This is a genomic window from Flavobacterium cryophilum (assembly GCF_048286555.1).
Classification (GTDB): domain Bacteria; phylum Bacteroidota; class Bacteroidia; order Flavobacteriales; family Flavobacteriaceae; genus Flavobacterium.
Genome location: NZ_JBLVPZ010000003.1, coordinates 75,578 through 101,931 on the forward strand (window position 1 = coordinate 75,578; position 26,354 = coordinate 101,931).

Consider the following 26,354-nt stretch of genomic DNA (forward strand, 5'->3'; position numbering starts at 1 on the left):
AATTTAAGAGTTCGATGTTCAGTACTTAAGAGTTCGTGCATTTGTTTTGGTAAACTGACCGCAGCAATAGGATTATTTTTTTATTTTGGATTAAAAACTAAAAACGGAATAATCATTTCTTCCAATGAAATTCCACCGTGCTGATACGTATTTTTGTAATAACTCACATAATGATTGTAGTTATTGACGTACGCCAAGAACAAATCATTTTTTGCAAAAATATAAGAACTACTCATATTTATGGTAGGTAATCCAACATTTTTTGGTTCTTTTACCGCAAAAACATCTTTGTGTTCGTAGGTCAAACTGCGTCCGGTTTTGTAACGCAAATTCAAACTGGTGTTTTTGTCACCCACCACTTTTGATGGATTTTTTACGTTTATGGTTCCGTGATCGGTAGTCAAAATCAGTTTGAAACCCATTTTTTGAGCTTGTTGAATGATTTCTAAAAGCGGAGAATTTTTGAACCAACTCAACGTGAGCGAGCGATACGCTTTATCATCGGAGGCAAGTTCTTTCACAACATCCATTTCTGTTTTGGCATGTGAAAGCATATCTACAAAGTTGTATACTATAGTAACCAAATCATTATTTTTCAACGATTTAAAGTTTTCTACCAGTTTTTTTCCACCTGCAAGATTCGTTATTTTAAAATAGTCTTCCTTAATATTCAAGCCCAATCGTTTCAATTGTGCCGTCAAAAACTCCGCTTCAAAAAGGTTTTTCCCACCTTCTTCCGGATCATTTTTCCAATATTGCGGAAATTGTTTTTCCATTTCCAGCGGCGTCAAACCAGAGAAGATAGCATTCCGCGCATATTGAGTCGCCGTAGGAAGAATAGCGTAATATGGCACTTCTTTTTCTAGTTTATAATAATTAGCCACCACACTTTCAAAAGTTTTCCATTGATCGTAACGCAAATTATCGATCACGACAAATAGAATTGGTTTGTCTTTTTTTACAATTTCTGGAACCACTAATTCTCTGAATAAAGTATGTGATTGAACCGGTTTATCTGCTTTTGGTGCAAACCAATCCTCGTAATTACGCTCAATAAATTTTCCAAATTGCGAATTGGCTTCTGTTTTCTGGGATTCCAGTATTTCAATCATACTTTGATCATCAATATTTTCCAGCTCCAGTTCCCAAAAAATCAATTTCTTATATAACTCAATCCAGTCTTCATAGGAATTCACCATTGCCATTTCCATGGTGATTTTCCTGAATTCCTTCTGATAATCCAAAGTCGTTTTTTGCGAAATCAATCGAGAATGATCCAGATTTTTCTTCAGACTCAACAGAATCTGATTTGGATTTACAGGTTTGATCAAATAATCGGCAATTTTAGAACCTATGGCTTCCTCCATGATATATTCTTCCTCGCTTTTGGTAATCATAATCATCGGAACCGACGATTTTTTCTCCTTCATTTCTGACAGGGTTTCCAAGCCACTCATTCCGGGCATATTTTCATCCAAGAAAACGATATCAAAATTGTTTTCCTCAAAAATTGCAATGGCGTCCAACCCGTTGTTACAGGTCGTTACCTCGTAATTTTTCTTTTCCAGAAACAAGATATGTGGTTTCAAAAGGTCGATTTCATCATCTACCCAAAGTATTTTTATTTTATCCATAGTTGTATCAACAGTGTTTGAAAGTACTAAATCAAAGTGCCAAATTACATTTTTTTGCAACGGCTACCTGCTAATATTATGATAATTTTTTAACACTCCTATGCAGCATTTTATAAAAGTAGAATTCTATGATAAGGGTTTGTTCTTTGGCGTGACTCGTCCTCCGTAAACTCCGTCTGTGTCGGGCTGTACGCTGTATCTTTTTCGTCAGTTCGAATTTGCATTTTCAGGGAGTATCGAGAACACGAAAAAGGATGCCGCTTCCATTCCTGACGCGCATACAAGAATGATTGCGGTTTAGTATAACGTATGGGTACCAAAAGTTTTCAGAAAAGGGAATGCAACTCCTTTCTTGTAATGAATTTATTATATATTTGAATGCAACAATAATCGAGTAATTGTCAGACTAGTATACAAGTTATCAACCATTGTCTCACAGACGCAAATGATGATCTGCAACAATAAAACATTATACAAGTACAGAAATATGAAAAAAATCCTTATCGTCTCTATTGCATTTATTTGGATTGGCAGTTTAACAACTCTAATAATCGCTTTAACGGATTTATATCCCAATACTATGTTTCAAGAATATCGACTAGTGATTGTATTTGCTTTTATTTCAATTACAGGATTGTTAAGGATAATATTTAATAAAATCACTGTTGAGCAGATAAAGAAGAAATAAAATTCAATTATATAAAATTAATTGCTTGAAAAGGAGCTTGGCGAGATCGGGGTAAATAAGTAAAAACAAAAAATGAACACTATAATTCTCAAAACAGAACGATTAATTTTAAGGCCAATTACGCTTTTGGATTTGGATTATATTCACCAATTGCATTCTTTGAAAGAAACGGATGAATTTAATACGTTAGGAATTCCTACAGCTATAGAAGAAACAAAGGTACTGTTAGAAAAATGGATTTTTGAAAATCATAAAGAATTTACGACCCATTTTACTTTTGCGGTCGAAATAAACACCGGAAACCAAATTATAGGATTGATAGGAATCAATTTGGGGAAGTTAAAATATAAAAATGCGGAAGTTTGGTTTAAATTCCACAAAGATTATTGGAATAAAGGCTACGCAACAGAATCTTTAAAAAAAATTCTCCGTTTTGGATTTGATGAGCTGAATCTGCATCGGATAGAAGCGGGTTGTGCGGTGGGAAATATTGGTTCCGTCCGTGTTTTGGAAAAAACAGGAATGACTAGGGAAGCGCACACCCGAAAATTGTTGCCGTTATCATCCGGCTGGTCCGATAATTACGGTTACGCTATTTTAGCAACTGATTAATAAAATTAACAAACACAATATGAAATTTACCACAATCAATCTTGGAGACAATAAAATAGAAGTTTTTAATTCTTTTATGGCAAAAGAAACTATACTATTAAACGGAAAAGTAGTTTCGGAAAAACGTTCCATAACGGGAGCAACGCATCATTTTAAAATAATTGAAAATGATCAAGAAGTAATGTGTAAATTTATTTTGGGATATGGACTAAACGGAGTGGTAATGAGTTTATACAAAGACAACAAACCAGTAATTGAGTCCGAAAAAAGTATGTTCTCTGGATTTGTATTTCTGACGCTTATTTGTTTTGGTTTTATATTTTTTTATAATGTAATTTTTCACTGATAAAATTAATAATACCGTTCAATATAATTATAATTTAAATGACAAAACCACTGCCTATACAATAAGCAGTGGTTATGAACAAAAAGGAATCAATAATAATTAGTCAAGCAATCTCATTATTGCCAGCCACCACCAAGGGATCTGTACAACTGAATTATTGCTCTATATTGTTGGAATTTATTGTCTATTAAGCTTAGTTCTGCATTTAAAGCATTGTCTTTTACTGTCAAAACTTCTAAATAATTGACCAAGCCGTAAGTGAGCAATTCATCCGAATAATCGGTGGCTTTATTCAATGCATCGACTTGTTTTTCTCTAACGGTAAGTTTATAGGTTTCATTATTGTATTGTGCCAAAGCATCAGAAACTTCTTTTCCAGCGGTTAATAATGACTGCTCAAACTGAAGATAAGCCCTTTCTTGATTGGCTTTTGCAATTTCAAATCGTGTTTTAATTTGTCTTTGATTGAAAATAGGCTGAGTCAAACCCGTAATCACATTTGCAAAAATCGAATTGGCACTAAACCATTCTTTCAAATCAATACTTTGAAGTCCACCTGCTGCAGTAAGTTTTAATGTTGGATAAAAATTACTCTTGGCGATATTGGTTTGTTCAAAATTTGAAATCAAGTTATATTCAGCCGCAATCACATCTGGTCTGTTTCTTAGCAATGTTGCTGGAACACCAAGTGTAATTGATGGTTGAATGGATTGTGTTTCAAAAGTATTTCGCGCAATTGTAGCAGGACCTTCCCCCATAAGAATACTCATCGTGTTCTCAAGAATAATAATAGTATTCTTAAGATCAGCTATGATAATTTCGGTCGCATATTTTTGAGCTTCGGTTTGCTTCACGCCAACTTCTGTTACCGTTCCTGCATCTTTTAGCGCAATAATAGTTTCGATACTTTGGTTTCTGTTTATCAACGTTCGCTCTGCTAATTTTATTTGAGCATCTACAGAAAGTAATTGATAATATGTGGCTGCAATGCTAGCAATCAGTTGTGTTTTTACCGCTTGGTTTGCTGCAATTGTTTGCAGATAAGTGGCATTTGTTGCACGCTTGTTGCTTCTTATTTTCCCCCAAATATCAGCTTCCCAAGATAAACTTCCTGTCAACTGATATTGATCTGTACTTCTGTCTTGCAACAATGCACCAAACTGGCTGTTCTTAGAAAGTTCTTGATGTGTCCAATCGGCACCTACAGAAAGAGTAGGGAAGTACCCCGCTTTTCCTTGTTTCATAGTGGCTTCAGCAGCTACAATATTTTGCATAGCAATTCTGATATCCAGATTATTATTTAATCCTTTTTTGATATATCCTTGCAAAAGCGCATCCGTAAAAACGTTGTCCCAAGCAACATTAGCCAGCGAAGTGGTATCGGTTGAGACGATTTCGTTTCGATATAAATTTTCTGTTTTTAATTCTGGTCGTTTGTAATCTTTGGCAACAAAGCACGATTGTAGTACCGTTGCTACTATAACCAACACGACTATTCTATTTAGTTTATTCTTCATTTTCTTCGCTTAAAAGTATAACATCAGATTCTTTTTCTCCAAATGGTTTTCCTGTAATTCTTTCCTGTAATCCTTGGAAGATGATAAACAAAATTGGGATTACAAATACCCCTAAAATTGTTCCAACTAACATTCCTCCAACTGCTCCCATTCCGATAGAACGGTTACCAACTGCTCCTACTCCAGAAGCCAAAGCCAAAGGCAATAAACCAAATATAAAAGCTAAAGATGTCATCAAAATAGGACGTAAACGTGCTTTTGCACCTTCAATAGCAGCTTGTGTAATATCCATTCCTTGTCGTCTTCGCTGGATGGCGAACTCGACTATCAGAATCGCATTTTTGGCTAATAGTCCTATAAGCATGATCAAGGCAACTTGGAAATAAATGTTATTTTCTAACCCTGCTAGTTTAATAAAACCGATCGCGCCCGCTAAACCTACAGGCAATGAGAGCAATACTGATAATGGTACTAAATAGCTTTCATACTGGGCACTTAATAAGAAATAAACAAATATCAAACTAAGTAAGAACACTCCAATTGCCTGACTTCCGGCCATAATCTCTTCACGTGTCATTCCTGAAAACTCATAACTGTAGCTTTTGGGCAAATGTTGCTCCGCTACTTCCTGTATGGCTTTAATCGCATCACCAGAGCTGTATCCCGGATTTGCTTTTCCATTCACATTTACCGCTTTCAACATATTAAATCGCGCTACCGCTTCAGGACCATAGATTCTTTTTAAATCTATAAATTGACTTATTGCTACTTGTTGTCCTGCAGCATTTTTTAAATAAATGTTATTGATTGAAGCTTCGGTCGCTCGATCAGACGGTTTTGCCTGAATCATGACACGGTATTGCTTACCAAATTTATTGAAATCCGTAGTATACAATCCTCCATAATACCCTTGCATTGTATTGAAAATATCCGAAATCGATACACCGGCATCTTTGGCTCTTTCCACATTAATATCCATTTGGAATTGTGGGAATGTTGGATTAAAATTAGTCTGCGCGTATTGAATTTCGGGTCTTTTCATTAATTCTGCTAAAAATTCATTACTCACTTTACTCACCGTAGTCCAATCATCATCTCCTTTATCTTGAATTTTTAACTCGAACCCATCAGCTGAACCAAAGCCCTGAACACTTGGAGGGGTGAAAAATAATGCTCTTGCATCTTTGAAGTGAGCCGTTCTTCCAAACAGTTCTTTCACTACAGCATCAACGGATTGATTGGCTTCCTTACGGTATTTCCAGTCTTTTAATTTAATTACCGTAAAGGCATAAGAACCTCCATTTACGCTGTTCAATAAACTAAATCCAACCACACTCATTCTGGCTTCCACAATATCCATTGAACCTAGAATGGTGTCCAATTCTTTTACTGCTTTTTGGGTTTTCTCCAATGTTGTTCCCGGCGGCAATGTTAGATCGGCCATGATTATTCCACGGTCTTCATTTGGAATAAATCCAGAAGGCGTACTTTGGAATAATATAAAAGTGATTCCTGAGAACACGATTAAGGCAACCACTGTAATCCATTTTTTTCGTGCTAAGAATCCTAGAGACTTAACATATCTATTATTCATTCGATCAAAGCTAGTATTGAAAGCTATGAAAAATCGATCTTTCAAATTTGCATTGTGATGTTCCGAGTCGGCATGTGGTTTTAAAAACAAGGCACATAATGCAGGACTTAACGTCAAGGCATTTATGGCAGAAATCAAAATCGCAATCGCCAATGTTATAGCAAATTGTTGGTAGAAAACTCCTGAAGGTCCACTCAAGAATGAAACCGGAATAAATACAGCTGCCATAACCATTGTAATGGAAATAATAGCACCTGTTATTTCGCTCATCGCTGACATAGTTGCTTCTTTTCCTGATTTTGCTCCTTCATCCAGTTTGGCGTGCACCGCCTCGACGACGACAATGGCATCATCGACGACAATTCCAATGGCCAGAATCATGGCAAACAAAGTCAACATATTGATCGAAAATCCAAATAATTGCAAAAAGAAAAACGTACCTATAATAGCTACAGGAACTGCAATTGCGGGGATTAAGGTAGAACGAAAGTCTTGCAGGAAGATATACACTACAATAAACACCAAAATAAAAGCTTCAATTAAAGTGGTGATTACTTTATCAATAGAAGCATCCAGAAAGGTTTTTGTATTAAATGGAATTACATAGTCCACTCCTTTTGGGAAATCTGGTTTTGTATCCTCCAGGATGGTCATTACCTCTGCAATAATATCCTGAGCATTAGAACCCGAAGTTTGAAATACACCTACCGCAACTCCTTGTTTACCCATTGCGATATTCTTGGTTCCGTAATTAAAACCTCCCAATTCTATTGTCGCAACATCTTTTAAGTGAAGGAAATTTCCATTTCCGGTAGCTTTTATAACAATGTTTTCATAATCGGTAATTTCAGAAAGTCTTCCTTTATATTTGATTACATATTCATAAACACCTTCGGCATTTTCACCAAATTTTCCGGGAGCGGCTTCTACATTTTGCTCTTGCAATGCCGCTTGAATTTCCTTTGGAGAAACATTATACGACGCCATTTTTGCTGGATCAATCCAGATTCGCATCGAGTAATCTTTGGCTCCAAAAACATTTACTTGCCCAACTCCTTTTACACGTTGTAACTTTGGCACCAAATTTATTTTGGCATAATTCTGAATATACGTCTCGTCAAAGTCTTTGTTGTTGGTATATAGAGCAAAGAATAATAAGGCACTTGTTTGGCTTTTCAACGTTGTAACTCCTGTTTGTACTACTGCTTGAGGCAATTTACTGGTAGCACGCGAAACTCTGTTTTGAACGTTTACCGCTGCAATATCGGGGTCAACGCCCAGTTCAAAATATACAGAGATTTTAGCAGAGCCATCATTTGCTGCCGAGGATGTCATATAGGTCATCCCTTCTACGCCATTGATTTCTTCTTCTAAAGGAATCACGACGCTATTTAGTACAGTTTCTGCGTTTGCTCCGGTATATGTTGCGCTAACCTGAACAGTTGGAGGCGCAATTTCAGGGTATTGTTCTACAGGCAATGACATCAATCCTAAAACCCCTAAAATAGTTATTAGAATCGAAATTACGGTCGAAAGAACGGGTCTTTCAATAAAAGTTTTAAGCATCTTGTGAATTATTATTTAGCTGAGGCTGATGTTTCTATTAGTACTATTTCATTTTTTGCTTGTTGCGGAACAATTACGATATCATCTTTTAGTTTAGATGCACCTTCCGTTACTACAATATCGCCTGCAGTAAGACCATCAGTCACAATAAAGTTTAAATCAGAAGTCCCGTTTGTTGTAATAATTCTAGATTTCACTTTGTTTCCTGGTCCTACAACATAAATAATTTGTTTTCCTTGAACTTCAAAAACAGCATTCTGCGGTACTAGAATAACTTGTTTTTGAACAATAGGCAAACGGATAATTCCGCTGCTACCGCTTCTTAATAATCCTTCCGGATTTCTAAATTCTGCTCTGAACTGTGTAGTTCCTGTCGTTGGATTTACTAAACCGTTCATTGTGGCGATTTTTCCTTTTTGATCGTATTCAGTATTGTCAATTAACAGCAAGGAAACTGCTGGAACTGCCTTCAATTTTTGTGCAGCTGTTGCTCCTTTGAACGTTTTATTAAAAAATAGCAATTGTTTTTCATTCATCGAAAAATAAGCACGAACAATTTTAGTATCTGAAACCGTAGTTAAAGGCATTTCGCTGGTTGAACTCACCAAACTTCCTTCTAGGAAAGGCAAACTTCCAATAACGCCATTTACAGGAGAAACGATTGTTCCAAAACCAATATTTGCTGCAATACTTCCATAAGCACTTTTGGCTTGAACTAATTTTGCTTTGGCAGTTTCCAGCTGAACATTGCTGATGATTTTTCTATCTACTAAAGGTTTCAATCGATCCACTTCGACCTGAGCAGCTTTGACCATCGCTTTTGCTGCAGCGGCATCTTGGTTTAACGTTTGTGTTTCTAATTTGAAAAGTAATTGTCCTTTTTTGACAAGTTGCCCTTCATCTACATAGATTTTCTGGATAAATCCGTTTACTTTTGGACGAATTTCTACATTTTGTTGTCCTTCGAGATTGGCAGTATATTCCTGATAAACAACCGCATCTTCTTCTACAATAGTTTTAACGGGGAACGGAACTGCGACTTGAGCGGCCATTTGAGGCTCTGATTTATTGCCACAGGATGCTAAAATTAGCAAAGCAAATATTGAAAATATTGAAAACTTTTTCATTTTTATAATTGGGTTTTGGATTTATATTTACGCGTTATTTCGTTCTATTTCTTTAAATTTATCAATAGTTTTAATTAAAAGTTCTTCTACTTCGCAAACATGGGCTTTATAGGCTTTGACATTTTGCATATTAAATTGTTCTTCCGCACACGAGACCGTTTTCTCTCTGTAAAAAATTAATTTATCTATTATTTTTTTTTCAAAATCCAGTATTTTAATATAATTTGTCAATCTTTCACTGAATGGAGAAGGCTTAAAATATTTTTTTCGGTCACCGGATAAAGTATAATAATTTATTTTATCCATTTTTAAAAGCAAGTTTAAGTTTGTAGAAATAGAGCTTTTACTGGCACTTAGTTTTTCAACGATTTCTTCAAAAGTTAAGCCTGTTTTACAACCGTCAATTATTAGCAGTCCAAGAATTCGTGAACCCAGTGGCGATAAATTATACATTAACTCAAAATGAATTCCGAACATCTCAATAAGCTCTTCTTTCTCTTTTTGTGTAGTGGCCATAATTTTTTTTTTGCAAAAATACAGTTAGTTCACATTTTACCGAACTAAACGAACTTAAAATTATGTTAATTGTTTTAACATCCGGTTTCCCTTTAATTTGCTAACAGAAACTGCAGTTTAAATCTAAAAATCTAAAGTTTATTCATCAATTAGTTATATTTAGATTAAAAGTTAGTTCGTGAAAAAAAAATGCTTAATATTGAAAAGAGAACAATAACTTTTAATTTATATTTTAATAAACCAAATGAATCCTACTATGAATGCTAAAAATTTCAAGAACTCTTTTTTAATGATTGCCATTTTTTCAGCTACAGCAACTATGGCGCAACACAAATATGTGAATACTCCGCCAGAGGTTTCCCCAATGCTGATGCAACCCGAAATGACGGAAATTTGGGAACCGTTGGTAAAAGTAATTACGCCAGCTAAAACGTTGGGCAACGCACCTTCGGATGCAATTATTTTATTTGACGGTAAAAACTTATCGCAATGGGTTAGTCAAAAAGATGTAAACAAGCCTGCCGGATGGAAAATTGTCGACCAAGACTACATGGAAGTTGTTCCAGGCTCAGGAGCCATTCAAACTAAAATGACCTTTGGTGACTGCCAGTTGCACTTGGAATGGAGCGCACCGGATATCGTTTTAGATGGAGGACAGGCCAGAGGAAACAGTGGTGTGTTTTTCCAAAACAGATACGAATTGCAAATTTTAGATTCCTACAATAATAGAACCTACAATAATGGTCAGGCTGGAAGTATCTATAAAGATCATCCGCCATTAGTAAACGTTGTAAAAACACCATTAGAATGGAATGCTTACGATGTAGTTTATACTGCGCCACGATTCAAAGCTGATGGCAAAATTGATGCTCCAGCCAGAATCACCGTATTTTTAAATGGTGTTTTAGTACAAAACAATACGACTATAAACGGGTTAACACTTTACATCGGTTTGCACAATTATCCTGAGTCTCATGGCGATGATGTTATTTCGCTTCAAGATCATGATTCTAAAAATCAATTTCGAAATATTTGGATTAGAAAACTTTAAAAGAGAATACAAAAGGAGCGCTAAAAACGCTCCTTTTTTTTTTGGATGCAAGACCCATTTAGGTACGTTTCTGTTTTGAACAGTAATTTACTTATATTTGTTGACCTTAAAAACAAACTTATAGTGAGTCAAATCAATAAGCTAAAAATATTTAATGACCCTATTTATGGGTTTATAACCATCCCAAACGCTTTAATCTACGATTTAATTCAGCATCCTTATTTTCAGCGTTTGCGTCGAATTTCCCAAATGGGATTGTCGTATTTAGTATATCCGGGAGCAAATCATACCCGTTTTCATCACGCTTTAGGTTGCATGCATTTAATGCAAAAAGCAGTTGAAGTAATTCGTTTCAAAGGAGTTTCTATATCTCCCGATGAAGAAAATGCATTGTACATTGCTATTTTATTGCATGATATAGGTCATGGGCCTTTTTCGCATGCGATGGAAAAAAGTATTGTTGAAGATGTGCATCACGAAGAAATATCGCTCTTATTTATGAACCAATTGAATGTGGAATTTAACGGTCAGTTAAGTTTGGCAATTCAGGTTTTTAAAGGCGAATACAATCGAAAATTCATGCTGCAATTGATTTCCAGTCAATTGGATATGGATCGAATGGATTATTTGAAACGCGACAGTTTTTACTCGGGCGTGGCAGAAGGAAATGTCAACTCGGAACGATTGATTCAAATGATGAACGTGGTGGACGATTATTTAGTCATTGAGGAAAAAGGAATATATTCTGTAGAGAAATTTTTAATGTCCAGACGGCTGATGTATTGGCAGGCGTATTTGCACAAAACGAGTTTAGTGGCAGAGTTAATTTTGATGAAAATCTTAAAACGTGCTAAAGAATTAACCTTGAAAGGAATTCAATTGCCTTGCAGTGAGCCTTTATTTTTTTTCATGCAAAACAAAGTCACCCTAGCTACTTTTGATGCTGAAACCTTGGATTTATTTGCTCAATTAGATGATTTTGATATTATTGGAGCTTTAAAAGCTTGGCAAAAACAGGATGATTTTATACTGTCCTCTTTGAGTAAAATGATAGTAAACCGAGATTTATTGAAAATAAAATTGACTAGTGAAAAAGTAGCAACTGAAGAATTGCAACCGTTAAAGGAGCGTTTTGCATTGGAAAATAATATTTCATTATCAGAAACCAATTATTTTATCTTTAAAGGCAAAATAAAAAATCAAGCCTATAGCAAAGAGGCGGAACCGATACGAATTTTGAAAAAAGATTGTACAATTGAGGACGTAATTGAATCTTCTGATCAGCTGAATTTAAAATCGTTATCTAAATTAGTGACCAAGTATTATATCTGTTTCCCAAAACAACTGCTATAAAAAAGTCATTTAAAATCTATTTTTTTATATTTTTGTCGCGATGAAATTTACAGCAGAACAAATAGCAGGGATTTTAGAAGGAGAAGTTGTAGGGAATCCTATGGTGGAAGTTTTTAGATTGTCAAAAATCGAAGAAGGGACTGAGGGATCGCTTACTTTTTTATCAAATCCTAAATATCTCAATTATATATATTCTACAAAAGCTTCAGTAACCATTGTTAATGAAACTTTTACACCAGAATCGCCTTTAACTACGACTTTAATAAAAGTACCTGATGCGTATGCCGCATTTTCAAAATTATTAGAGTTTTACAATCAGGTAAAATTGAATAAAACCGGAATAGAGCAGCCTTCTTTTCTGTCACAAAGTGTAAAATACGGAGATAATTTATATCTTGGTAGTTTCAGTTATGTGGGTCAGAATGTAGTTTTGGGCGAAAATGTAAAAATATATCCTAATTGTTTTGTTGGGGATAATGTGTTAATTGGGGATAATGTAATTTTATTCGCTGGCGCAAAAATCTATTCGGAGACCGTAATTGGGAATAATTGTACCATTCATTCCGGAGCAATAATAGGTGCTGATGGTTTTGGTTTTGCACCAAACCCAGATGGGACTTACAGTAAGATTCCACAAATAGGAAATGTAATAATTGAAGACAATGTAGATATTGGCTCTTGTACAACTATTGATAGGGCTACAATGGGTTCTACTATTATCCGAAAAGGTGTGAAGCTTGACAATCAAATTCAGATCGCACATAATGTTGAAATTGGCGAGAACACCGTTATTGCCGCTCAAACAGGAGTTGCTGGTTCCACAAAAATCGGAAAAAATGGTATGATTGGGGGACAGGTTGGAATTTCGGGACATTTGACCATTGGTAATAATGTTCGAATTCAAGCCCAATCAGGAGTGGGACGCAATATAAAAGATCACGAAATATTGCAAGGAACCCCTTCATTTGGATACAATGATTTTAGTAAATCATATGTTCATTTCAAAAATTTGCCTAAAATTGTTGCAGAAATAAAAGAATTAAAAAAACAAATATTAAACCAAAAAAATGGAAACAATGGTTAAACAGAAGACCATCAAAACAGAAATTTCGCTAACTGGAGTTGGATTACACACCGGTAAAGAAGTAAAAATGACTTTTAAACCTGCTCCAGTCAATAATGGTTTTACTTTTGTTCGAGTAGATCTGGAAGGACATCCTATTATTGAAGCAGATGCTAATTATGTTGTAAACACGCAAAGAGGAACTAATCTAGAAAAACTAGGTGTTAAAATTCAGACCCCTGAACATGTTCTAGCGGCACTAATTGGTTGTGATTTAGATAATGTAATCATCGAATTAAATGCCTCTGAGCTGCCTATTATGGATGGTTCTTCAAAATATTTTGTCGAAGCCCTTGAAAAAGCAGAAATAGAGGAGCAAAATGCGAAACGAAATGTTTATGTCGTAAAAGAAGTTATTTCTTTTACAGATGAAGCCTCAGGATGTGAAATATTAGTAATGCCAAACGATCATTATTCCGTTACTGCAATGGTAGATTTTGGCACAAAAATACTTGGCACTCAAAATGCTACAATGAAAAGCATCTCAGATTTTAAAACTGAAATATCGGAGTCAAGAACTTTTAGTTTTTTACACGAATTAGAATCATTGTTAGAAAATGGTTTAATAAAAGGCGGTGATTTAAATAATGCAATTGTTTACGTAGATAAAGAAATTTCTGCGGCAACGATGGAGAATTTAAAAATCGCTTTTGGTAAAGACGAGATTACCGTTAAACCAAATGGTATTTTAGACAACCTTACATTGCATTATCCAAATGAAGCGGCAAGACACAAATTACTTGATGTGGTAGGTGATTTAGCTTTAATTGGAACTAGAATTCAAGGTAAAGTAATTGCTAATAAACCAGGGCATTTTGTCAATACACAGTTTGCTAAAAAAATGGCCAAAATTATAAAAATTGAGCAAAGAAATTATGTTCCTGTTTATGATTTACATCAAGAGCCGTTAATGGACATTCATAAAATCATGGCTGTTCTTCCCCATAGACCACCATTTTTATTGATTGACAGAATCATTGAAATGTCGGAAACCCATGTAGTGGGTATGAAAAACGTTACGATGAATGAGAATTTCTTTGTGGGACATTTTCCTGAAGCGCCAGTGATGCCCGGCGTTTTAATTGTTGAAGCGATGGCACAAACGGGCGGAATCCTGGTTTTAAGTACCGTTCCGGATCCTGAAAATTATTTAACTTATTTTATGAAAATAGATAATGTTAAATTCAAACATAAAGTATTGCCTGGGGATACCTTGATTTTTAAGTGTGATTTAATTACGCCTATCCGACGAGGAATTTGTCACATGCAGGCTAACGCTTACGCAAATGGAAAACTAGTTGCTGAAGCTGAATTAATGGCACAAATTGCTAAGAAACAATAGATTTTTTTGTTAATGTGGTTAATCGTTGATTCGGTTAATCGATTAAACAGTTAAACGATTAAATATAGAATATGAATCAACCACTAGCCTATGTTCATCCAGGCGCTAAAATCGCTAAAAATGTTGTCATTGAACCCTTTACAACCATTCACAATAATGTAGTTATTGGAGACGGAACTTGGATTGGTTCAAATGTTACCATTATGGAAGGCGCAAGAATTGGAAAAAATTGTAATATATTCCCTGGCGCAGTTATTTCGGCGGTACCACAGGATTTAAAATTTGGTGGTGAAGATTCTTTAGCAATAATTGGCGACAATTGTACGATTAGAGAATGTGTAACTATTAATAGAGGAACAATAGCATCCGGACAAACTACGTTAGGTAATAATTGCTTGGTAATGGCAACGGCACATATCGCTCACGATTGTCACATTGGTGATAATGCTATTATTGTAAATGGAGTAGCTTTGGCGGGTCATGTAACGGTTGGAAATTACGCTGTAATTGGCGGATTGGCAGCAATTCATCAATTTATTCACATAGGAGATCACGCGATGATATCTGGTGGATCATTGGTAAGAAAAGATGTTCCTCCTTTTACAAAAGCAGCAAAAGAGCCTTTGTCGTATGTTGGAATTAATTCTGTAGGATTGAGAAGACGAGGTTTTACAACTGAAAAAATCAGAGAAATTCAGGATATTTATAGAATTTTATATCAAAAAAATTACAATACAACACAAGCTTTAGGTATTATTGAAGCAGAGATGGAAGCGACACCGGAAAGAGATGAAATTATTGACTTTATCCGAAATTCATCTAGAGGCGTAATGAAAGGATATTCAGGGAATTATTAATCCCCAACCCAACCCTCCCCGAAGGGGAGGGAGATAGAAACGTAAACATATAAAAATAATTAAGTAACACATTTCCATCCAGTCTCCCTCCCCTTCGGGGAGGGTTGGGGTGGGGTAAACAAAAAAATAAAAAATGGCATCAACATCAGATATTAAAAACGGATTGTGTATTAAATACAATAACGATATTTACAAAATCATCGAATTTCTTCACGTAAAACCAGGAAAAGGACCTGCTTTTGTTAGAACTAAATTGAGAAGTTTAACGAATGGAAAAGTGTTGGACAACACGTTTTCGGCTGGTCATAAAATTGAAGAAGTTAGAGTAGAAAACCATAAATTTCAGTTTTTATATCCAGAAGGTGAAGATTTTCATTTTATGAATACCGAAACTTTTGAACAAATCACATTAAATAAAAACATACTAGATTCACCAGATTTATTAAAAGAAGGTGAAAATGTGATGGTTAGTATCAATACAGAAACTGATTTACCTCTTTCTGTAGATATGCCAGCATCGGTTATACTTGAAGTAACCTACGCTGAGCCAGGAATAAAAGGAAATACTGCTACAAATGCAACTAAATCAGCAACTGTTGAGACGGGTGCAACCGTAAATGTTCCTTTGTTTATTAATGAAGGAGATAAAATTAAAATTGACACTACATCAGGTTCTTACATGGAACGTGTTAAGGAATAGTTTTTATAAGTTTTCAGTTTTCAGTCTCAGTAGGCAGTTCGTGTCGGTAAAGATTGAAAACTGGGACTGAAAACTGGGACTGAAAACTGAGACTAAAAACTAAAAAAATGAAATTCCAAAAAGTTTATACTTTAAAAGCAATTGCAAATATCATCGACTGCGAATATGTTGGGGATAAAAATTTTCCAGTGAGTGGAATGAATGAAATTCATGTTGTTGAATTCGGGGATATTGTTTTTGTAGATCATCCTAAGTATTATGACAAAGCATTAAATTCTGCAGCAACTATAGTTTTAATCAATAAAAATGTACCTTGTCCTGATGGAAAAGCATTGCTGATTTCTGAAGATCCTTTTAGAGATTTCAATAAATTAACCAATTATTTTAGACCTTTTCAATTTTCAAATGTATCAATATCCACTTCAGCTTTAGTAGGAGAAATGACTGTAATACAGCCAAATACATTTATTGGGAATCATGTTGTTATTGGTAAAAATTGTTTGATCCATTCTAATGTCTCGATTTATGATTACACCGTGATTGGCGATAATGTAATTATTCATGCAGGGACTATTCTGGGTGCAGATGCATTTTATTATAAAAAACGTTCTGACGGTTATGATCAATTACTTTCAGGCGGAAGAGTGGTCATCAAAGATAATGTGGGAATTGGTGCCCTATGTACGATTGATAAAGGAGTGACAGGTGATACAACTATTGGCGAAGGTACAAAAATTGACAATCAAGTACATGTAGGTCATGACACTGTAATTGGAAAACGATGCTTAATTGCTTCACAAACCGGAATTGCAGGTTGCGTCATAATTGAAGACGATGTGACAATATGGGGGCAAGTAGGAACCACCAGCGGGATAACAATAGGAGCAAAGGCCGTAATTCTTGGTCAAACTGGCGTTACGAAATCCGTTGAAGGAGGGAAATCCTATTTTGGTACTCCGATTGAAGAATCAAGAGAAAAATTGAAACAACTGGCTAATATCAAGAAAATACCAGAAATTCTTAATAAATTAAAGTAATATGTCTCCTAAAGAAATCGTTCAGAAATTTTACAAATCGGATGCTCTTATCGATAGCGAAGTCATGAAAGATTTTTTGCATCCTGAAGTTATCGTTGAATGGAATAGCAGTAAAGGATTGATTCAATTGGATTATGATTCATTGTTAATTCTGTCCCATGATTTGAGTAAAGCCTATGTACGTTCCAAGGTTAGAATTAGTCATCTTGTAAGTGAAAATGATACCATTTCGGTACGGTACTCTCATTTTGTAAAAACGATTGAGAATCCCAGAGAAGAAATGTTACTGGCGCATTTTATGGTAATTTGGCAAATAAAAGACAATAAACTTTTTCGAGGGTATCAAATGAGTCAATTATCCTAATTTAGTATCAAAAAACTGAATACTGAATACTGATAACTGATTACTATTTTATACTTTTGCATTACAATTTTAAAAACAACATAAAAAATATATCATGAGTGTTTTAGTTAATAAAGATTCCAAAATAATTGTTCAAGGTTTTACAGGAAGTGAAGGAACTTTCCATGCTTCTCAAATGATTGAGTACGGTACTAACGTTGTTGGTGGTGTAACTCCAGGAAAAGGGGGAACAACGCACTTAGACAGGCCTGTTTTCAACACTGTGAAAGATGCTGTAGAACAAGCAGGAGCTGATACAACTATCATTTTTGTTCCGCCGGCTTTCGCTGCAGATGCAATTATGGAAGCTGCAGATGCCGGAATTAAAGTAATTATTGCAATTACTGAAGGAATTCCTGTTGCTGACATGATAAAAGCAAATAGTTATGTTAAAGAAAGAAATTCTAGATTAATAGGTCCAAACTGTCCAGGTGTAATCACTCCGGGTGAAGCTAAAGTTGGTATTATGCCAGGTTTTGTTTTCAAAAAAGGAACGGTTGGTATTGTTTCTAAATCAGGAACATTAACGTATGAAGCTGCTGACCAAGTGGTAAAACAAGGATTAGGAATTACTACTGCAATTGGAATTGGTGGAGACCCAATTATTGGAACAACTACGAAAGAAGCAGTTGAATTATTGATGAATGATCCGGAAACAGAATGTATCGTAATGATAGGTGAAATTGGTGGACAATTAGAAGCTGATGCTGCGCACTGGATTAAAGCCGATGGTAATCGCAAACCAGTTGTAGGTTTCATCGCAGGAGTTACCGCTCCAGCAGGCCGTACAATGGGACATGCCGGTGCTATCGTTGGAGGCTCTGACGATACTGCGGAAGCTAAGAAACAAATCATGAGAGAATGTGGTATTCACGTAGTAGATTCTCCAGCTGAAATTGGTAAAAAAGTAAAAGAAGTTTTAGGATAATCGAAACGCTAATTAAATATTTTAAAAGCCTCACAATTTTGTGGGGCTTTTTTATTATAAATTGAATTAAAGAAATATCTTTGCACTTTAATAAATACATCTGTTTATGCGGATTCAGTTGTAATAAAAACAAACATAAACAAATGGTTTCTAATGGACCTCACGATTTTGTGGGGTATTTTTTTGTCGAATCCAGTTCAAATAAAAATAAAATAATATGTACAAAGAGTTAAAAAAATTCAAAGTTAGCAATCAGTTTTCATTTACTACAGAAGAAAGTTTAGCTGAAGTTTGCAATGCTTCAGAAGGGTCTGGAATATTTTTAGTGTATTCAGTAGGGGATGAAAAAGAGTTAATTATGGTGGGTTCTACTGGAACTGTTCAAAATAACGGAACTTTGAAAATTAAAAACGGCGGTTTAAAAGAAAAAATTGTAGAAGGACACCAATTTGCAAAAACTGGAAGAAAGTATTCTTGGCCAGCCCAAATGAAAATCGACGATATAAGTACGTTAGAAGTAGTTTGGTACGAAACATTTAATGATAAAACTAAAGTAATTCCAACATTTGCAGAAGGACAAGTTTTACAAAATTTTCTTGACGAAACTGGAAGATTGCCAAAATGGAATGTAGCTTTTTAATTATCACGATAGTTTAAAATTTGACAATTCAGTTTTTTATATAAAAGCGCCACCTTTTTGTGTGGCGCTTTTGTGTAAATTGACATTTTTTGACTGAAATTGAAATCATTTCATAAATAATTAAGTACTTTTGCATCCGTTATCACGAATCCTTTAATAGGATAGCAACCTGCAGCAACAAGCAAGGTGCTAAAACGATAAGCCAAATACTTTGGAAAAAATGTTGTTTTAATCATTTTTATATATTGGGTTTTTGTTTGTCGTAATAATAGATTTATTTTTATAACCTTATTTATGACAAAGAAAATGCAACAAAAAGGAAATGCACTAGCTTTACTTCCATTATTTATTTTTATTTTAACCTTCCTAGGGGCTGGAATTTGGCTTAATGATTTTTATGCTTTTCCTTCTCCAGTAGCTGTATTGTTGGGTATTATCGCTGCTTTTTTACTTTTTAAACAAACAACAGAAGACAAAGTAAATACCTTAATATCCGGTTGTGGTGAAAGTAAAATAATCACTATGTGTTTAATTTATTTGCTTGCAGGTGCTTTTGCTACTGTTACTAAGGCAATGGGAGGAGTTGATTCAGTGGTAAATTTAGGAATTAACAATATTGATGTTGCTTATTTCCCGTTGGGCATTTTCCTTATTGCTTCCTTTCTTTCTACTGCAACAGGAACTTCAGTTGGCGCTATTGTGGCATTAGGACCAATTGCGGTAAGCTTAGCTGAAAAAAGCGGTTCTCCACTAGGATTAATCGCGGGATCCTTGTTGGGAGGTGCCATGTTAGGGGATAATCTATCGATGATTTCTGATACAACTATTGCCGCAACTCAATCTTTAGGATGTGAAATGAAAGATAAGTTTAAAATCAACCTATTCATTGCTTTTCCAGCTTCAATAATAACAATTTTTTTACTTTTCTATTTAGGCTTAAATTCAGAAATTACGGCAGTCGCTATTCCAAAATCAAGTTATGATTTAATTACTATTTTACCGTATTTGTTGGTGATTGTCCTTGCTATAATTGGGATTAATGTTTTCACTACATTAATTATCGGAATCGTTGTGGCAGGAATTATTGGAATTATTGGTACTGATTTTACTATTTTAGTTTTTGCACAAAAAATATACGAAGGATTTACTAGCATGACGGATATATTCTTGTTGTCCATGCTTACTGGAGGTTTAGCGGCACTTGTGGAGAAAGCAGGTGGAATTGATTTTGTTATTCATAAAATTAAATCCAGAATAAAGAATAAAAAATCGGCTCAAATGGGAATTGGAACTTTAGTATGTTTTACTAATATGGCAATTGCTAATAATACGGTTTCTATTGTTATCACAGGTGCTATCGCTAAAGAAATTAACGATGAATATAATTTAAGCGCTAAAAAAACGGCAACTTTACTGGATATTTTTGCATGTATTACTCAAGGAATTTTGCCTTATGGTGCTCAAGTGTTGTTAATTTTAAGTTTTGCAAATGGAAAATTGAATTTCTTAGATTTACTAAGTAACGCTTGGTATCTGCTATTTTTGTTTTTGGTTACAGTATTTGCTATTTACAGTAATTTTTGGGATAAATGGATTCATAGATTTTTGAAAGTTTAAGCTTTTGATATAAAATTTTTGAATTGAATTGCTATATTTGTCTTATAAAAAAAAACACAAACGAACTATAGAACATGAAATTACTAGAAGGAAAAGTAGCCCTAATTACTGGTGCGAGTCGCGGAATTGGAAAAGGAATTGCAGAAGTTTTTGCAAAACATGGTGCAAATGTTGCATTTACTTATAGTTCATCAGTAGAATCTGCTTTGGCACTGGAAAACGAATTGAATACTCTTGGAATTAAAGCCAAAGGTTATCAGTCTAACGCAGCCGATTTTAATGAAGCGCAAACTCTTGTAGACAAGGTTTTGGCTGAATTTGGAACGGTTGATATTTTGATTAACAACGCCGGAATTACCAAAGACAACCTATTAATGCGCATGTCCGAAGAAGATTTTGATAATGTAATCGATGTCAATTTGAAATCCGTTTTTAATATGACCAAAGCAATTCAACGTACTTTTCTTAAACAACGTTCCGGTTCTATAATCAATATGAGTTCAGTTGTAGGAGTGCAAGGAAATGCGGGACAAACGAACTATGCTGCTTCTAAAGCGGGTGTTATTGGTTTTTCAAAATCTGTAGCATTGGAATTAGGATCTCGTAATATTCGTTGTAATGTAATTGCTCCAGGATTTATAGAAACAGAAATGACGGCTAAATTAAATGAGGATGTTGTAAAAGGATGGAGAGACGGAATCCCATTGAAACGCGGCGGAACGTCTGAAGACGTTGCAAATGCATGTCTTTTCTTCGCGTCGGATTTGAGTCTTTATGTAACGGGACAGGTGATGAATGTTTGTGGAGGAATGCTTACCTAAATAAATATAAATTACAAATGATGGAATAATTCAAAATTTAAAACTAATCGTTTAAAATAAAAAAAGAATGACAACAGCTACCGTTCTACTAATACTACTTTCTATACTAATAGCTGGCAGTTTGTCATTTTTTCAATATAGCTATAAAGCCAAAAACAAATCGAAAGTGAGTTTGTTTTTGGCTTTTTTACGTTTTGGATCCATTTTTGGAATATTATTATTGTTGATTAATCCAATAGTAACCAAAAATACGCTGGTAACGATAAAAACCCCATTACCTATTATTGTTGACAATTCTAGTTCTATCTCATTTTTGAATGCCAATGAAAAAGCAATAGAATTGTATAAAAAAATACAATCCAATGCAGACTTACAAGAGAAATTTGACGTACAATCGTATCAGTTTTCAAACGATTTTGAACCTGCAGAAACATTTGATTTTAAAGGAACACAAACAAATATTGATGTTGTAGCTAAAAATCTAAAAAGCATTTATAAAAACGTAATCTATCCAACGGTTTTAATTACGGATGGAAATCAAACTTCTGGAAATGATTATGTGTATACTTTTAACGCTGCTAATAAAGTATATCCAGTAATCGTAGGGGATACAACTACTTTCCTAGATTTTAAAATTAATCAGCTGAACGTTAATAAATATGCTTTTCTCAAGAACAAATTTCCTGTAGAAGCTTTTTTACAGTATTCAGGAACTAAAAGCGTAACGGCCGATTTTATTATTTCACAAGGGAATATCGTATTCAGTAAACAATCAATTACGTTTTCACCTTCCAAGAAAACGGCAACCTTAAGCATACTTTTACCGGCAAATAAAATAGGAGTACAGATTTTTAAAGCCACAATTTCATCTAAAGAAAAGGAAAAAAACAGCTACAATAACAATAAGAATTTTGCGGTAGAAGTTATTGATCAGAAGACAAATATTGCTATTGTTTCGGCTATAAATCATCCTGATTTGGGAGCACTAAAAAGAGCCATTGAGTCGAATGTACAACGTAAAGTAATCATTGTCAAACCAAACGAAATAAATACGTTACAGGATTTTAATGTTCTTATATTGTACCAACCGACTAATGCGTTTAAAACCCTTTTTGAGCGTAATAAAGCTGCCGGAATCAATACGTTTATTATTACTGGAAACAATACCGATTTTAATTTTCTAAATCAACAGCAAGAAAATTTTAGCTTTAAAATGAGCGGACAAAAAGAAGATTATTTGGCAGTCTTTAATGCTCAGTTTAATTTGTTTGCAGTTGAGAATATCGGGTTTGAAAATTTACCGCCTTTACAAAATGCTTTTGGAACCATCACAACAAAAGGAGTAGTGTCTGTTTTGCTTTCGTCCAAGATCAGAACTATAGATACTGGCGCGCCTTTATTGGCTTTTACAGAAAATCAAGGCAAGCGATCCGCTTATCTTTTCGGTGAAAACAGTTGGAAATGGCGTTTGCAAACACATGTCAGTAATCAATTATTTGAAAAATATGATGTTTTCATGGATAAGATTATTCAATTTTTGGCTTCTAATAATTCTAAAAAATCATTAGTGGTTGAACATGAAAGTTTTTATAATTCCGGGGAAGCGATTGAAATAACCGCACAATTTTTCAATAAAAATTATGAGTTTGATGAAAAAGCACGTTTGACTATTGCAGTAACAAATACTAAAACGAAGCAAACTAAAAATTACGATTTATTAAAAGGTAATAGTTTTTACAAAGTCAATCTCGACGGACTGAAAGCCGGACTGTATGCATTCACGATTAAAGAATTAAATTCTAAAACCACGTATTCCAGTAGTTTTGAAATTCTTGATTTTGATATCGAAAAGCAATTTGTCAATCCTGATGTGGAGAAATTGACACAATTAGCAACGCAAACAAAAGGGAAAGCATATTTTACAGACCAAATCGACGTGTTGATTAAAACACTTTTAGAAAATGAAGAATATAAGGCGATTCAAAAGAACATCGTTACTAAAACTCCATTGATTGATTGGATTTGGTTATTAGTTTTAATTTCAATTTTTTTGGCAACCGAATGGTTTGTTCGAAAATACAACGGATTACTGTAGTAAAATACAATTAAATAACATGGATTTTAGACTAAAAGTATTCTATACTGTTGCCAAGCGTTTGAGTTTTACAAAAGCTGCGACCGAATTGTTTATTACGCAACCCGCCATTTCAAAGCATATTCAAGAATTAGAAGAACAATATAAAATCAAACTTTTTGACAGAAATGGATCTAAAATCGCACTGACAACCGCTGGTGAAATACTATTAAAACATACCAAAAACATTTTTGAAGTGTACCGCGAAATTGATTTTGATATGAGTACGCTGATTAATCAACGTTCTGGGGTGTTGCGATTAGGAGCCAGTACTACGATTTCTCAGTATATAATTCCGCCACTTTTAGCTCGTTTTCATCAAAAATTACGAGATGTAAAAGTCAGTTTATTGAATGGAAACACCGAACAAATAGAGAATGCTTTATTAAAACAAGAAATTGAAATAGGAATTGTTGAAGGTCAATCTAAAAATAAGTCAATTAAATATACCGCGTTTTTAAAAGACGAATTGGTCTTGGTTTGTAAGAGTTCCAATGCTTTGGCACGGCTTGATCAAGTGACGCAGGAGGATCTTAAAAAGATGCGTTTTTTAATGCGAGAACAAGGATCTGGAACGCTTGAAGTTATTGAGCATGCATTGAAACCATTTGAAATTAAAGTGTCAGAATTAAAAATTGAAATGCAGTTAGGAAGTACTGAAAGCATTAAATCCTATCTAATGAACTCGGATTGCGTGGCTTTTATATCGATTCATGCGATAGAAAAAGAACTTAAAAATAATGAATTGCTCATATTAGACATTAAAGATCTCATCATTGAACGTTCCTTTTATGTCATTACTCTGCAAGGAAAAAGCGATTCACTATCGGATTTGTTTATTCATAATATTTCAAATCATTATAATTTAAAGTTATGACGGATTATAATTTGCGATTGGTATAAAAAGATCTATCTATCCACCTTTGCACTGTATTAATTCAATAATTTTACATTGGAAACGCATCAACAACTAGTTCAAAAAGAATCTTTCATTTTTTTTAAAGTAAATGCCACAGTTCAGCAACTCATTTTTGTTGTATTGCTGTTATTTTGCACAACAATGGTGGTTACTCCCCCGATTGCTTTACTATTAGGATTAGTTGTCGCCAATCTTTTTGGACATCCCTTTTTAAAGTTGAATCATAAAGCGACAAACTATTTCCTGCAATTTTCTGTAGTCGGTTTAGGGTTTGGAATGAATGTTCACAGCGCTATTTCTGAAGGAAAAGAAGGTTTTTTGTTTACGGTCTTTTCTATTTTAACTACTTTGGTTTTAGGAACTTTTCTTGGAAAATGGTTTAAAACCGAACACAAAACATCTCATTTAATTTCCTGCGGAACTGCAATTTGTGGTGGTAGTGCGATTGCAGCAATTGCTCCTGTAATAAAATCTAATGAAAAACAAACCTCCGTTGCTTTAGGAGTAATCTTCATTTTAAATTCAGTGGCGTTATTTTTATTTCCAGCGGTGGGACATTGGTTGGATTTAACACAAAAAGAGTTTGGATTATGGTGTGCCATTGCAATTCATGATACGAGTTCTGTAGTTGGTGCTGCCACTAAATATGGTCCGGAAGCATTGCAGATAGCCACGACGGTAAAATTAGCACGTGCGTTATGGATTATTCCTGTAGCAATGATTACAGCCTTTATCTTTAAAAATAAATCAGAAAAAATAAAAATTCCTTATTTTATTGGATTGTTTATTCTGGCTATGATTATAAATACCTATTTGCCGGAAATGGAGCGCATAGGGACGCATTTAGTTTCCGTTGCCAAAATAGGTCTGACGGTAACTTTGTTTCTAATTGGAGCCGGATTGAATAAAACTGTTTTGCAATCCGTGGGTTTAAAACCGCTTGCGCAGGGAGTTTTACTTTGGACATTCATCGCAGTAGTTACTTTACTTTCGATTATTTATTTACGATAGGTTTATGTTGAAAGGTCTTTCGTTTGATAACATGAAATTGCAGTCTAATGTAATCATACAAAAGTGCTATTAATAAAAAGGTTGCAGCAACATACAGCGTTTTTATTTCCAATAAATTATAAAGAAAACCACCTGAAAAACAGCCAATAAAAAAGAACACAATAATGGATAATCTCAAGTAAATACTGGTTTTTAATTTTTTCTTTTCTTCGGGCTTTTTATAGAAAAATAATTGGGATAATTCAATTCCCAAATCAGTAAAAAGCCCTGTTAAATGGGTAGTTCTCACTATTGACTGAGATATTTTTGTCACCAATGAGTTTTGTATTCCCATTGCGAAAAGCAACGAAAAAGCAATGCATTTTCCTTCATAACTTGATAATGTTGATTGTGTTCCGAAAATCCCAACACTGATCAAAACTATCATCTCCAGCGAAATAGGAATGACATGAGATAAATTTGGATGTTTTTTAGAAATTAATTCTGCTAAAAAATTAGAGACAAAAGCGCCAAATAAAAAGAAAATCGTGAACACAAAAAAAGTAATTGCGGCGGTATAATCTCGTTTCATTATTTCTTCGGCAAAGTAGGCGAAATGACCCGTAACATTGGTAGTCAATGTTTGGATTGATAAAACTCCCGTAACATTTACAATTCCCGCAACAAAAGATAATAAAGTGGCTAAACGAAGATTATGTATAAAAGTTCTGTTTTTTCCCTGATGTCTAAACATATTTTTGTCGTTTTCTTTTTTTATTAACAGAATCTTAAAGCCAATTTTTTCTAATAACGATTTAAAGAAATACATTTGTACTTCA

Annotated in this window: 23 protein-coding genes and 1 riboswitch; of the genes, 17 read left to right on the top strand and 6 right to left on the bottom strand. The window is 34.4% G+C overall.

Annotated elements, in window-relative coordinates:
• Positions 1-80: 80 nt before the first annotated feature.
• Positions 81-1,634, bottom strand: coding sequence for a T9SS response regulator signal transducer PorX (gene porX, locus ACNQGJ_RS07105; protein WP_417971487.1), 1,554 nt, complete (start codon positions 1,632-1,634; stop codon positions 81-83).
• Between the two features lie 760 nt (positions 1,635-2,394).
• On the opposite strand from porX, the gene ACNQGJ_RS07110 reads away from it, so the two are divergent.
• Together ACNQGJ_RS07110 and ACNQGJ_RS07115 are read left to right on the top strand one after the other, a co-directional pair.
• A complete protein-coding gene (locus ACNQGJ_RS07110; RefSeq protein WP_417971489.1) occupies positions 2,395-2,934 on the top strand; it encodes a GNAT family N-acetyltransferase in 540 nt (179 codons plus the stop codon).
• 19 nt (positions 2,935-2,953) lie between these two features.
• Positions 2,954-3,280, top strand: a complete 327-nt coding sequence (locus ACNQGJ_RS07115) for a hypothetical protein (protein ID WP_417971491.1) — start codon at positions 2,954-2,956, stop codon at positions 3,278-3,280.
• Positions 3,281-3,396: 116 nt separating this feature from the next.
• Here the strand turns inward: ACNQGJ_RS07115 and ACNQGJ_RS07120 are convergent, their stop codons facing one another.
• From ACNQGJ_RS07120 to ACNQGJ_RS07135, 4 genes are read right to left on the bottom strand one after another with little or no spacing between them, the layout of a single operon-like run.
• The gene (locus ACNQGJ_RS07120) at positions 3,397-4,797 is read right to left on the bottom strand and encodes an efflux transporter outer membrane subunit (protein ID WP_417971493.1); all 1,401 of its coding nucleotides are present in this window, start codon (positions 4,795-4,797) and stop codon (positions 3,397-3,399) included.
• Positions 4,787-7,957, bottom strand: a complete 3,171-nt coding sequence (locus ACNQGJ_RS07125; RefSeq protein ID WP_417971495.1) for an efflux RND transporter permease subunit — start codon at positions 7,955-7,957, stop codon at positions 4,787-4,789. The genes ACNQGJ_RS07120 and ACNQGJ_RS07125 overlap by 11 nt, the downstream gene beginning before the upstream one ends.
• Before the next feature lie 11 nt (positions 7,958-7,968).
• On the bottom strand, positions 7,969-9,084 hold the full coding sequence (locus ACNQGJ_RS07130) for an efflux RND transporter periplasmic adaptor subunit (protein WP_417971497.1): 1,116 nt from the start codon (positions 9,082-9,084) through the stop codon (positions 7,969-7,971).
• 27 nt (positions 9,085-9,111) lie between these two features.
• Positions 9,112-9,600, bottom strand: a complete 489-nt coding sequence (locus ACNQGJ_RS07135; RefSeq protein WP_417971499.1) for a GbsR/MarR family transcriptional regulator — start codon at positions 9,598-9,600, stop codon at positions 9,112-9,114.
• Between the two features lie 256 nt (positions 9,601-9,856).
• On the opposite strand from ACNQGJ_RS07135, the gene ACNQGJ_RS07140 reads away from it, so the two are divergent.
• From ACNQGJ_RS07140 to ACNQGJ_RS07210, 15 genes are all read left to right on the top strand, one after another.
• On the top strand, positions 9,857-10,651 hold the full coding sequence (locus ACNQGJ_RS07140; protein WP_417980328.1) for a 3-keto-disaccharide hydrolase: 795 nt from the start codon (positions 9,857-9,859) through the stop codon (positions 10,649-10,651).
• A 123-nt stretch (positions 10,652-10,774) separates the two neighbouring features.
• A complete protein-coding gene (locus tag ACNQGJ_RS07145; RefSeq protein WP_417971503.1) occupies positions 10,775-12,004 on the top strand; it encodes an HD domain-containing protein in 1,230 nt (409 codons plus the stop codon).
• A gap of 40 nt (positions 12,005-12,044) precedes the next feature.
• Positions 12,045-13,088, top strand: coding sequence for a UDP-3-O-(3-hydroxymyristoyl)glucosamine N-acyltransferase (gene lpxD, locus ACNQGJ_RS07150; protein WP_417971505.1), 1,044 nt, complete (start codon positions 12,045-12,047; stop codon positions 13,086-13,088).
• Entirely contained in the window at positions 13,081-14,469 is a 1,389-nt protein-coding gene (locus ACNQGJ_RS07155) for a bifunctional UDP-3-O-[3-hydroxymyristoyl] N-acetylglucosamine deacetylase/3-hydroxyacyl-ACP dehydratase (protein ID WP_417971903.1), read from the top strand. Before lpxD ends, ACNQGJ_RS07155 begins: the two co-directional genes overlap by 8 nt.
• A gap of 71 nt (positions 14,470-14,540) precedes the next feature.
• Positions 14,541-15,326: an acyl-ACP--UDP-N-acetylglucosamine O-acyltransferase gene (gene lpxA / locus ACNQGJ_RS07160; RefSeq protein ID WP_417971507.1), complete on the top strand. Its 786-nt coding sequence runs from the start codon at positions 14,541-14,543 to the stop codon at positions 15,324-15,326.
• Between the two features lie 133 nt (positions 15,327-15,459).
• Positions 15,460-16,026: an elongation factor P gene (gene efp, locus ACNQGJ_RS07165; protein WP_417971509.1), complete on the top strand. Its 567-nt coding sequence runs from the start codon at positions 15,460-15,462 to the stop codon at positions 16,024-16,026.
• Positions 16,027-16,133: 107 nt separating this feature from the next.
• A complete protein-coding gene (locus tag ACNQGJ_RS07170; RefSeq protein WP_417971511.1) occupies positions 16,134-17,063 on the top strand; it encodes a UDP-3-O-(3-hydroxymyristoyl)glucosamine N-acyltransferase in 930 nt (309 codons plus the stop codon).
• Between the two features lies 1 nt (position 17,064).
• Complete coding sequence (locus ACNQGJ_RS07175) at positions 17,065-17,427, top strand: nuclear transport factor 2 family protein (RefSeq protein WP_417971513.1); 363 nt, start codon at positions 17,065-17,067, stop codon at positions 17,425-17,427.
• Positions 17,428-17,521: 94 nt separating this feature from the next.
• Positions 17,522-18,394 (top strand): succinate--CoA ligase subunit alpha, encoded by an 873-nt coding sequence (gene sucD / locus ACNQGJ_RS07180; RefSeq protein WP_131916671.1) that lies wholly within the window; start codon positions 17,522-17,524, stop codon positions 18,392-18,394.
• Between the two features lie 217 nt (positions 18,395-18,611).
• The gene (locus tag ACNQGJ_RS07185; RefSeq protein ID WP_417971515.1) at positions 18,612-19,034 is read left to right on the top strand and encodes a hypothetical protein; all 423 of its coding nucleotides are present in this window, start codon (positions 18,612-18,614) and stop codon (positions 19,032-19,034) included.
• A gap of 134 nt (positions 19,035-19,168) precedes the next feature.
• A riboswitch (SAM-I-IV-variant riboswitch) is annotated at positions 19,169-19,265 on the top strand.
• A 63-nt stretch (positions 19,266-19,328) separates the two neighbouring features.
• Entirely contained in the window at positions 19,329-20,651 is a 1,323-nt protein-coding gene (locus ACNQGJ_RS07190; RefSeq protein WP_417971517.1) for a Na+/H+ antiporter NhaC family protein, read from the top strand.
• A 74-nt stretch (positions 20,652-20,725) separates the two neighbouring features.
• Positions 20,726-21,472 carry a 3-oxoacyl-[acyl-carrier-protein] reductase gene (gene fabG, locus ACNQGJ_RS07195; RefSeq protein ID WP_417971519.1) on the top strand — a complete coding sequence of 249 codons (747 nt, stop codon included), beginning with the start codon at positions 20,726-20,728 and terminating at the stop codon, positions 21,470-21,472.
• Between the two features lie 67 nt (positions 21,473-21,539).
• Positions 21,540-23,567: a hypothetical protein gene (locus ACNQGJ_RS07200; protein ID WP_417971521.1), complete on the top strand. Its 2,028-nt coding sequence runs from the start codon at positions 21,540-21,542 to the stop codon at positions 23,565-23,567.
• A gap of 19 nt (positions 23,568-23,586) precedes the next feature.
• Positions 23,587-24,483: a LysR family transcriptional regulator gene (locus tag ACNQGJ_RS07205; RefSeq protein ID WP_417971523.1), complete on the top strand. Its 897-nt coding sequence runs from the start codon at positions 23,587-23,589 to the stop codon at positions 24,481-24,483.
• A gap of 183 nt (positions 24,484-24,666) precedes the next feature.
• Positions 24,667-25,536 carry a YeiH family protein gene (locus tag ACNQGJ_RS07210; protein WP_417980330.1) on the top strand — a complete coding sequence of 290 codons (870 nt, stop codon included), beginning with the start codon at positions 24,667-24,669 and terminating at the stop codon, positions 25,534-25,536.
• On the opposite strand, the gene ACNQGJ_RS07215 is transcribed toward ACNQGJ_RS07210, so the two are convergent.
• Positions 25,520-26,269, bottom strand: coding sequence for a YoaK family protein (locus ACNQGJ_RS07215; protein WP_417971527.1), 750 nt, complete (start codon positions 26,267-26,269; stop codon positions 25,520-25,522). The two genes, ACNQGJ_RS07210 and ACNQGJ_RS07215, sit on opposite strands and share 17 nt — an antisense overlap.
• Positions 26,270-26,354: the final 85 nt, after the last annotated feature.

What these genes read in the sequence shown, in the direction of transcription:
- porX (WP_417971487.1), bottom strand. Translation starts at nt 1,634, where the DNA reads ATGGATAAAATAAAAATACTTTGGGTAGATGATGAAATCGACCTTTTG.
- ACNQGJ_RS07110 (WP_417971489.1), top strand. Translation starts at nt 2,395, where the DNA reads ATGAACACTATAATTCTCAAAACAGAACGATTAATTTTAAGGCCAATT.
- ACNQGJ_RS07115 (WP_417971491.1), top strand. Translation starts at nt 2,954, where the DNA reads ATGAAATTTACCACAATCAATCTTGGAGACAATAAAATAGAAGTTTTT.
- ACNQGJ_RS07120 (WP_417971493.1), bottom strand. Translation starts at nt 4,797, where the DNA reads ATGAAGAATAAACTAAATAGAATAGTCGTGTTGGTTATAGTAGCAACG.
- ACNQGJ_RS07125 (WP_417971495.1), bottom strand. Translation starts at nt 7,957, where the DNA reads ATGCTTAAAACTTTTATTGAAAGACCCGTTCTTTCGACCGTAATTTCG.
- ACNQGJ_RS07130 (WP_417971497.1), bottom strand. Translation starts at nt 9,084, where the DNA reads ATGAAAAAGTTTTCAATATTTTCAATATTTGCTTTGCTAATTTTAGCA.
- ACNQGJ_RS07135 (WP_417971499.1), bottom strand. Translation starts at nt 9,600, where the DNA reads ATGGCCACTACACAAAAAGAGAAAGAAGAGCTTATTGAGATGTTCGGA.
- ACNQGJ_RS07140 (WP_417980328.1), top strand. Translation starts at nt 9,857, where the DNA reads ATGAATGCTAAAAATTTCAAGAACTCTTTTTTAATGATTGCCATTTTT.
- lpxD (WP_417971505.1), top strand. Translation starts at nt 12,045, where the DNA reads ATGAAATTTACAGCAGAACAAATAGCAGGGATTTTAGAAGGAGAAGTT.
- ACNQGJ_RS07155 (WP_417971903.1), top strand. Translation starts at nt 13,081, where the DNA reads ATGGTTAAACAGAAGACCATCAAAACAGAAATTTCGCTAACTGGAGTT.
- lpxA (WP_417971507.1), top strand. Translation starts at nt 14,541, where the DNA reads ATGAATCAACCACTAGCCTATGTTCATCCAGGCGCTAAAATCGCTAAA.
- efp (WP_417971509.1), top strand. Translation starts at nt 15,460, where the DNA reads ATGGCATCAACATCAGATATTAAAAACGGATTGTGTATTAAATACAAT.
- ACNQGJ_RS07170 (WP_417971511.1), top strand. Translation starts at nt 16,134, where the DNA reads ATGAAATTCCAAAAAGTTTATACTTTAAAAGCAATTGCAAATATCATC.
- ACNQGJ_RS07175 (WP_417971513.1), top strand. Translation starts at nt 17,065, where the DNA reads ATGTCTCCTAAAGAAATCGTTCAGAAATTTTACAAATCGGATGCTCTT.
- sucD (WP_131916671.1), top strand. Translation starts at nt 17,522, where the DNA reads ATGAGTGTTTTAGTTAATAAAGATTCCAAAATAATTGTTCAAGGTTTT.
- ACNQGJ_RS07185 (WP_417971515.1), top strand. Translation starts at nt 18,612, where the DNA reads ATGTACAAAGAGTTAAAAAAATTCAAAGTTAGCAATCAGTTTTCATTT.
- ACNQGJ_RS07190 (WP_417971517.1), top strand. Translation starts at nt 19,329, where the DNA reads ATGACAAAGAAAATGCAACAAAAAGGAAATGCACTAGCTTTACTTCCA.
- fabG (WP_417971519.1), top strand. Translation starts at nt 20,726, where the DNA reads ATGAAATTACTAGAAGGAAAAGTAGCCCTAATTACTGGTGCGAGTCGC.
- ACNQGJ_RS07200 (WP_417971521.1), top strand. Translation starts at nt 21,540, where the DNA reads ATGACAACAGCTACCGTTCTACTAATACTACTTTCTATACTAATAGCT.
- ACNQGJ_RS07205 (WP_417971523.1), top strand. Translation starts at nt 23,587, where the DNA reads ATGGATTTTAGACTAAAAGTATTCTATACTGTTGCCAAGCGTTTGAGT.
- ACNQGJ_RS07210 (WP_417980330.1), top strand. Translation starts at nt 24,667, where the DNA reads ATGGTGGTTACTCCCCCGATTGCTTTACTATTAGGATTAGTTGTCGCC.
- ACNQGJ_RS07215 (WP_417971527.1), bottom strand. Translation starts at nt 26,269, where the DNA reads ATGTTTAGACATCAGGGAAAAAACAGAACTTTTATACATAATCTTCGT.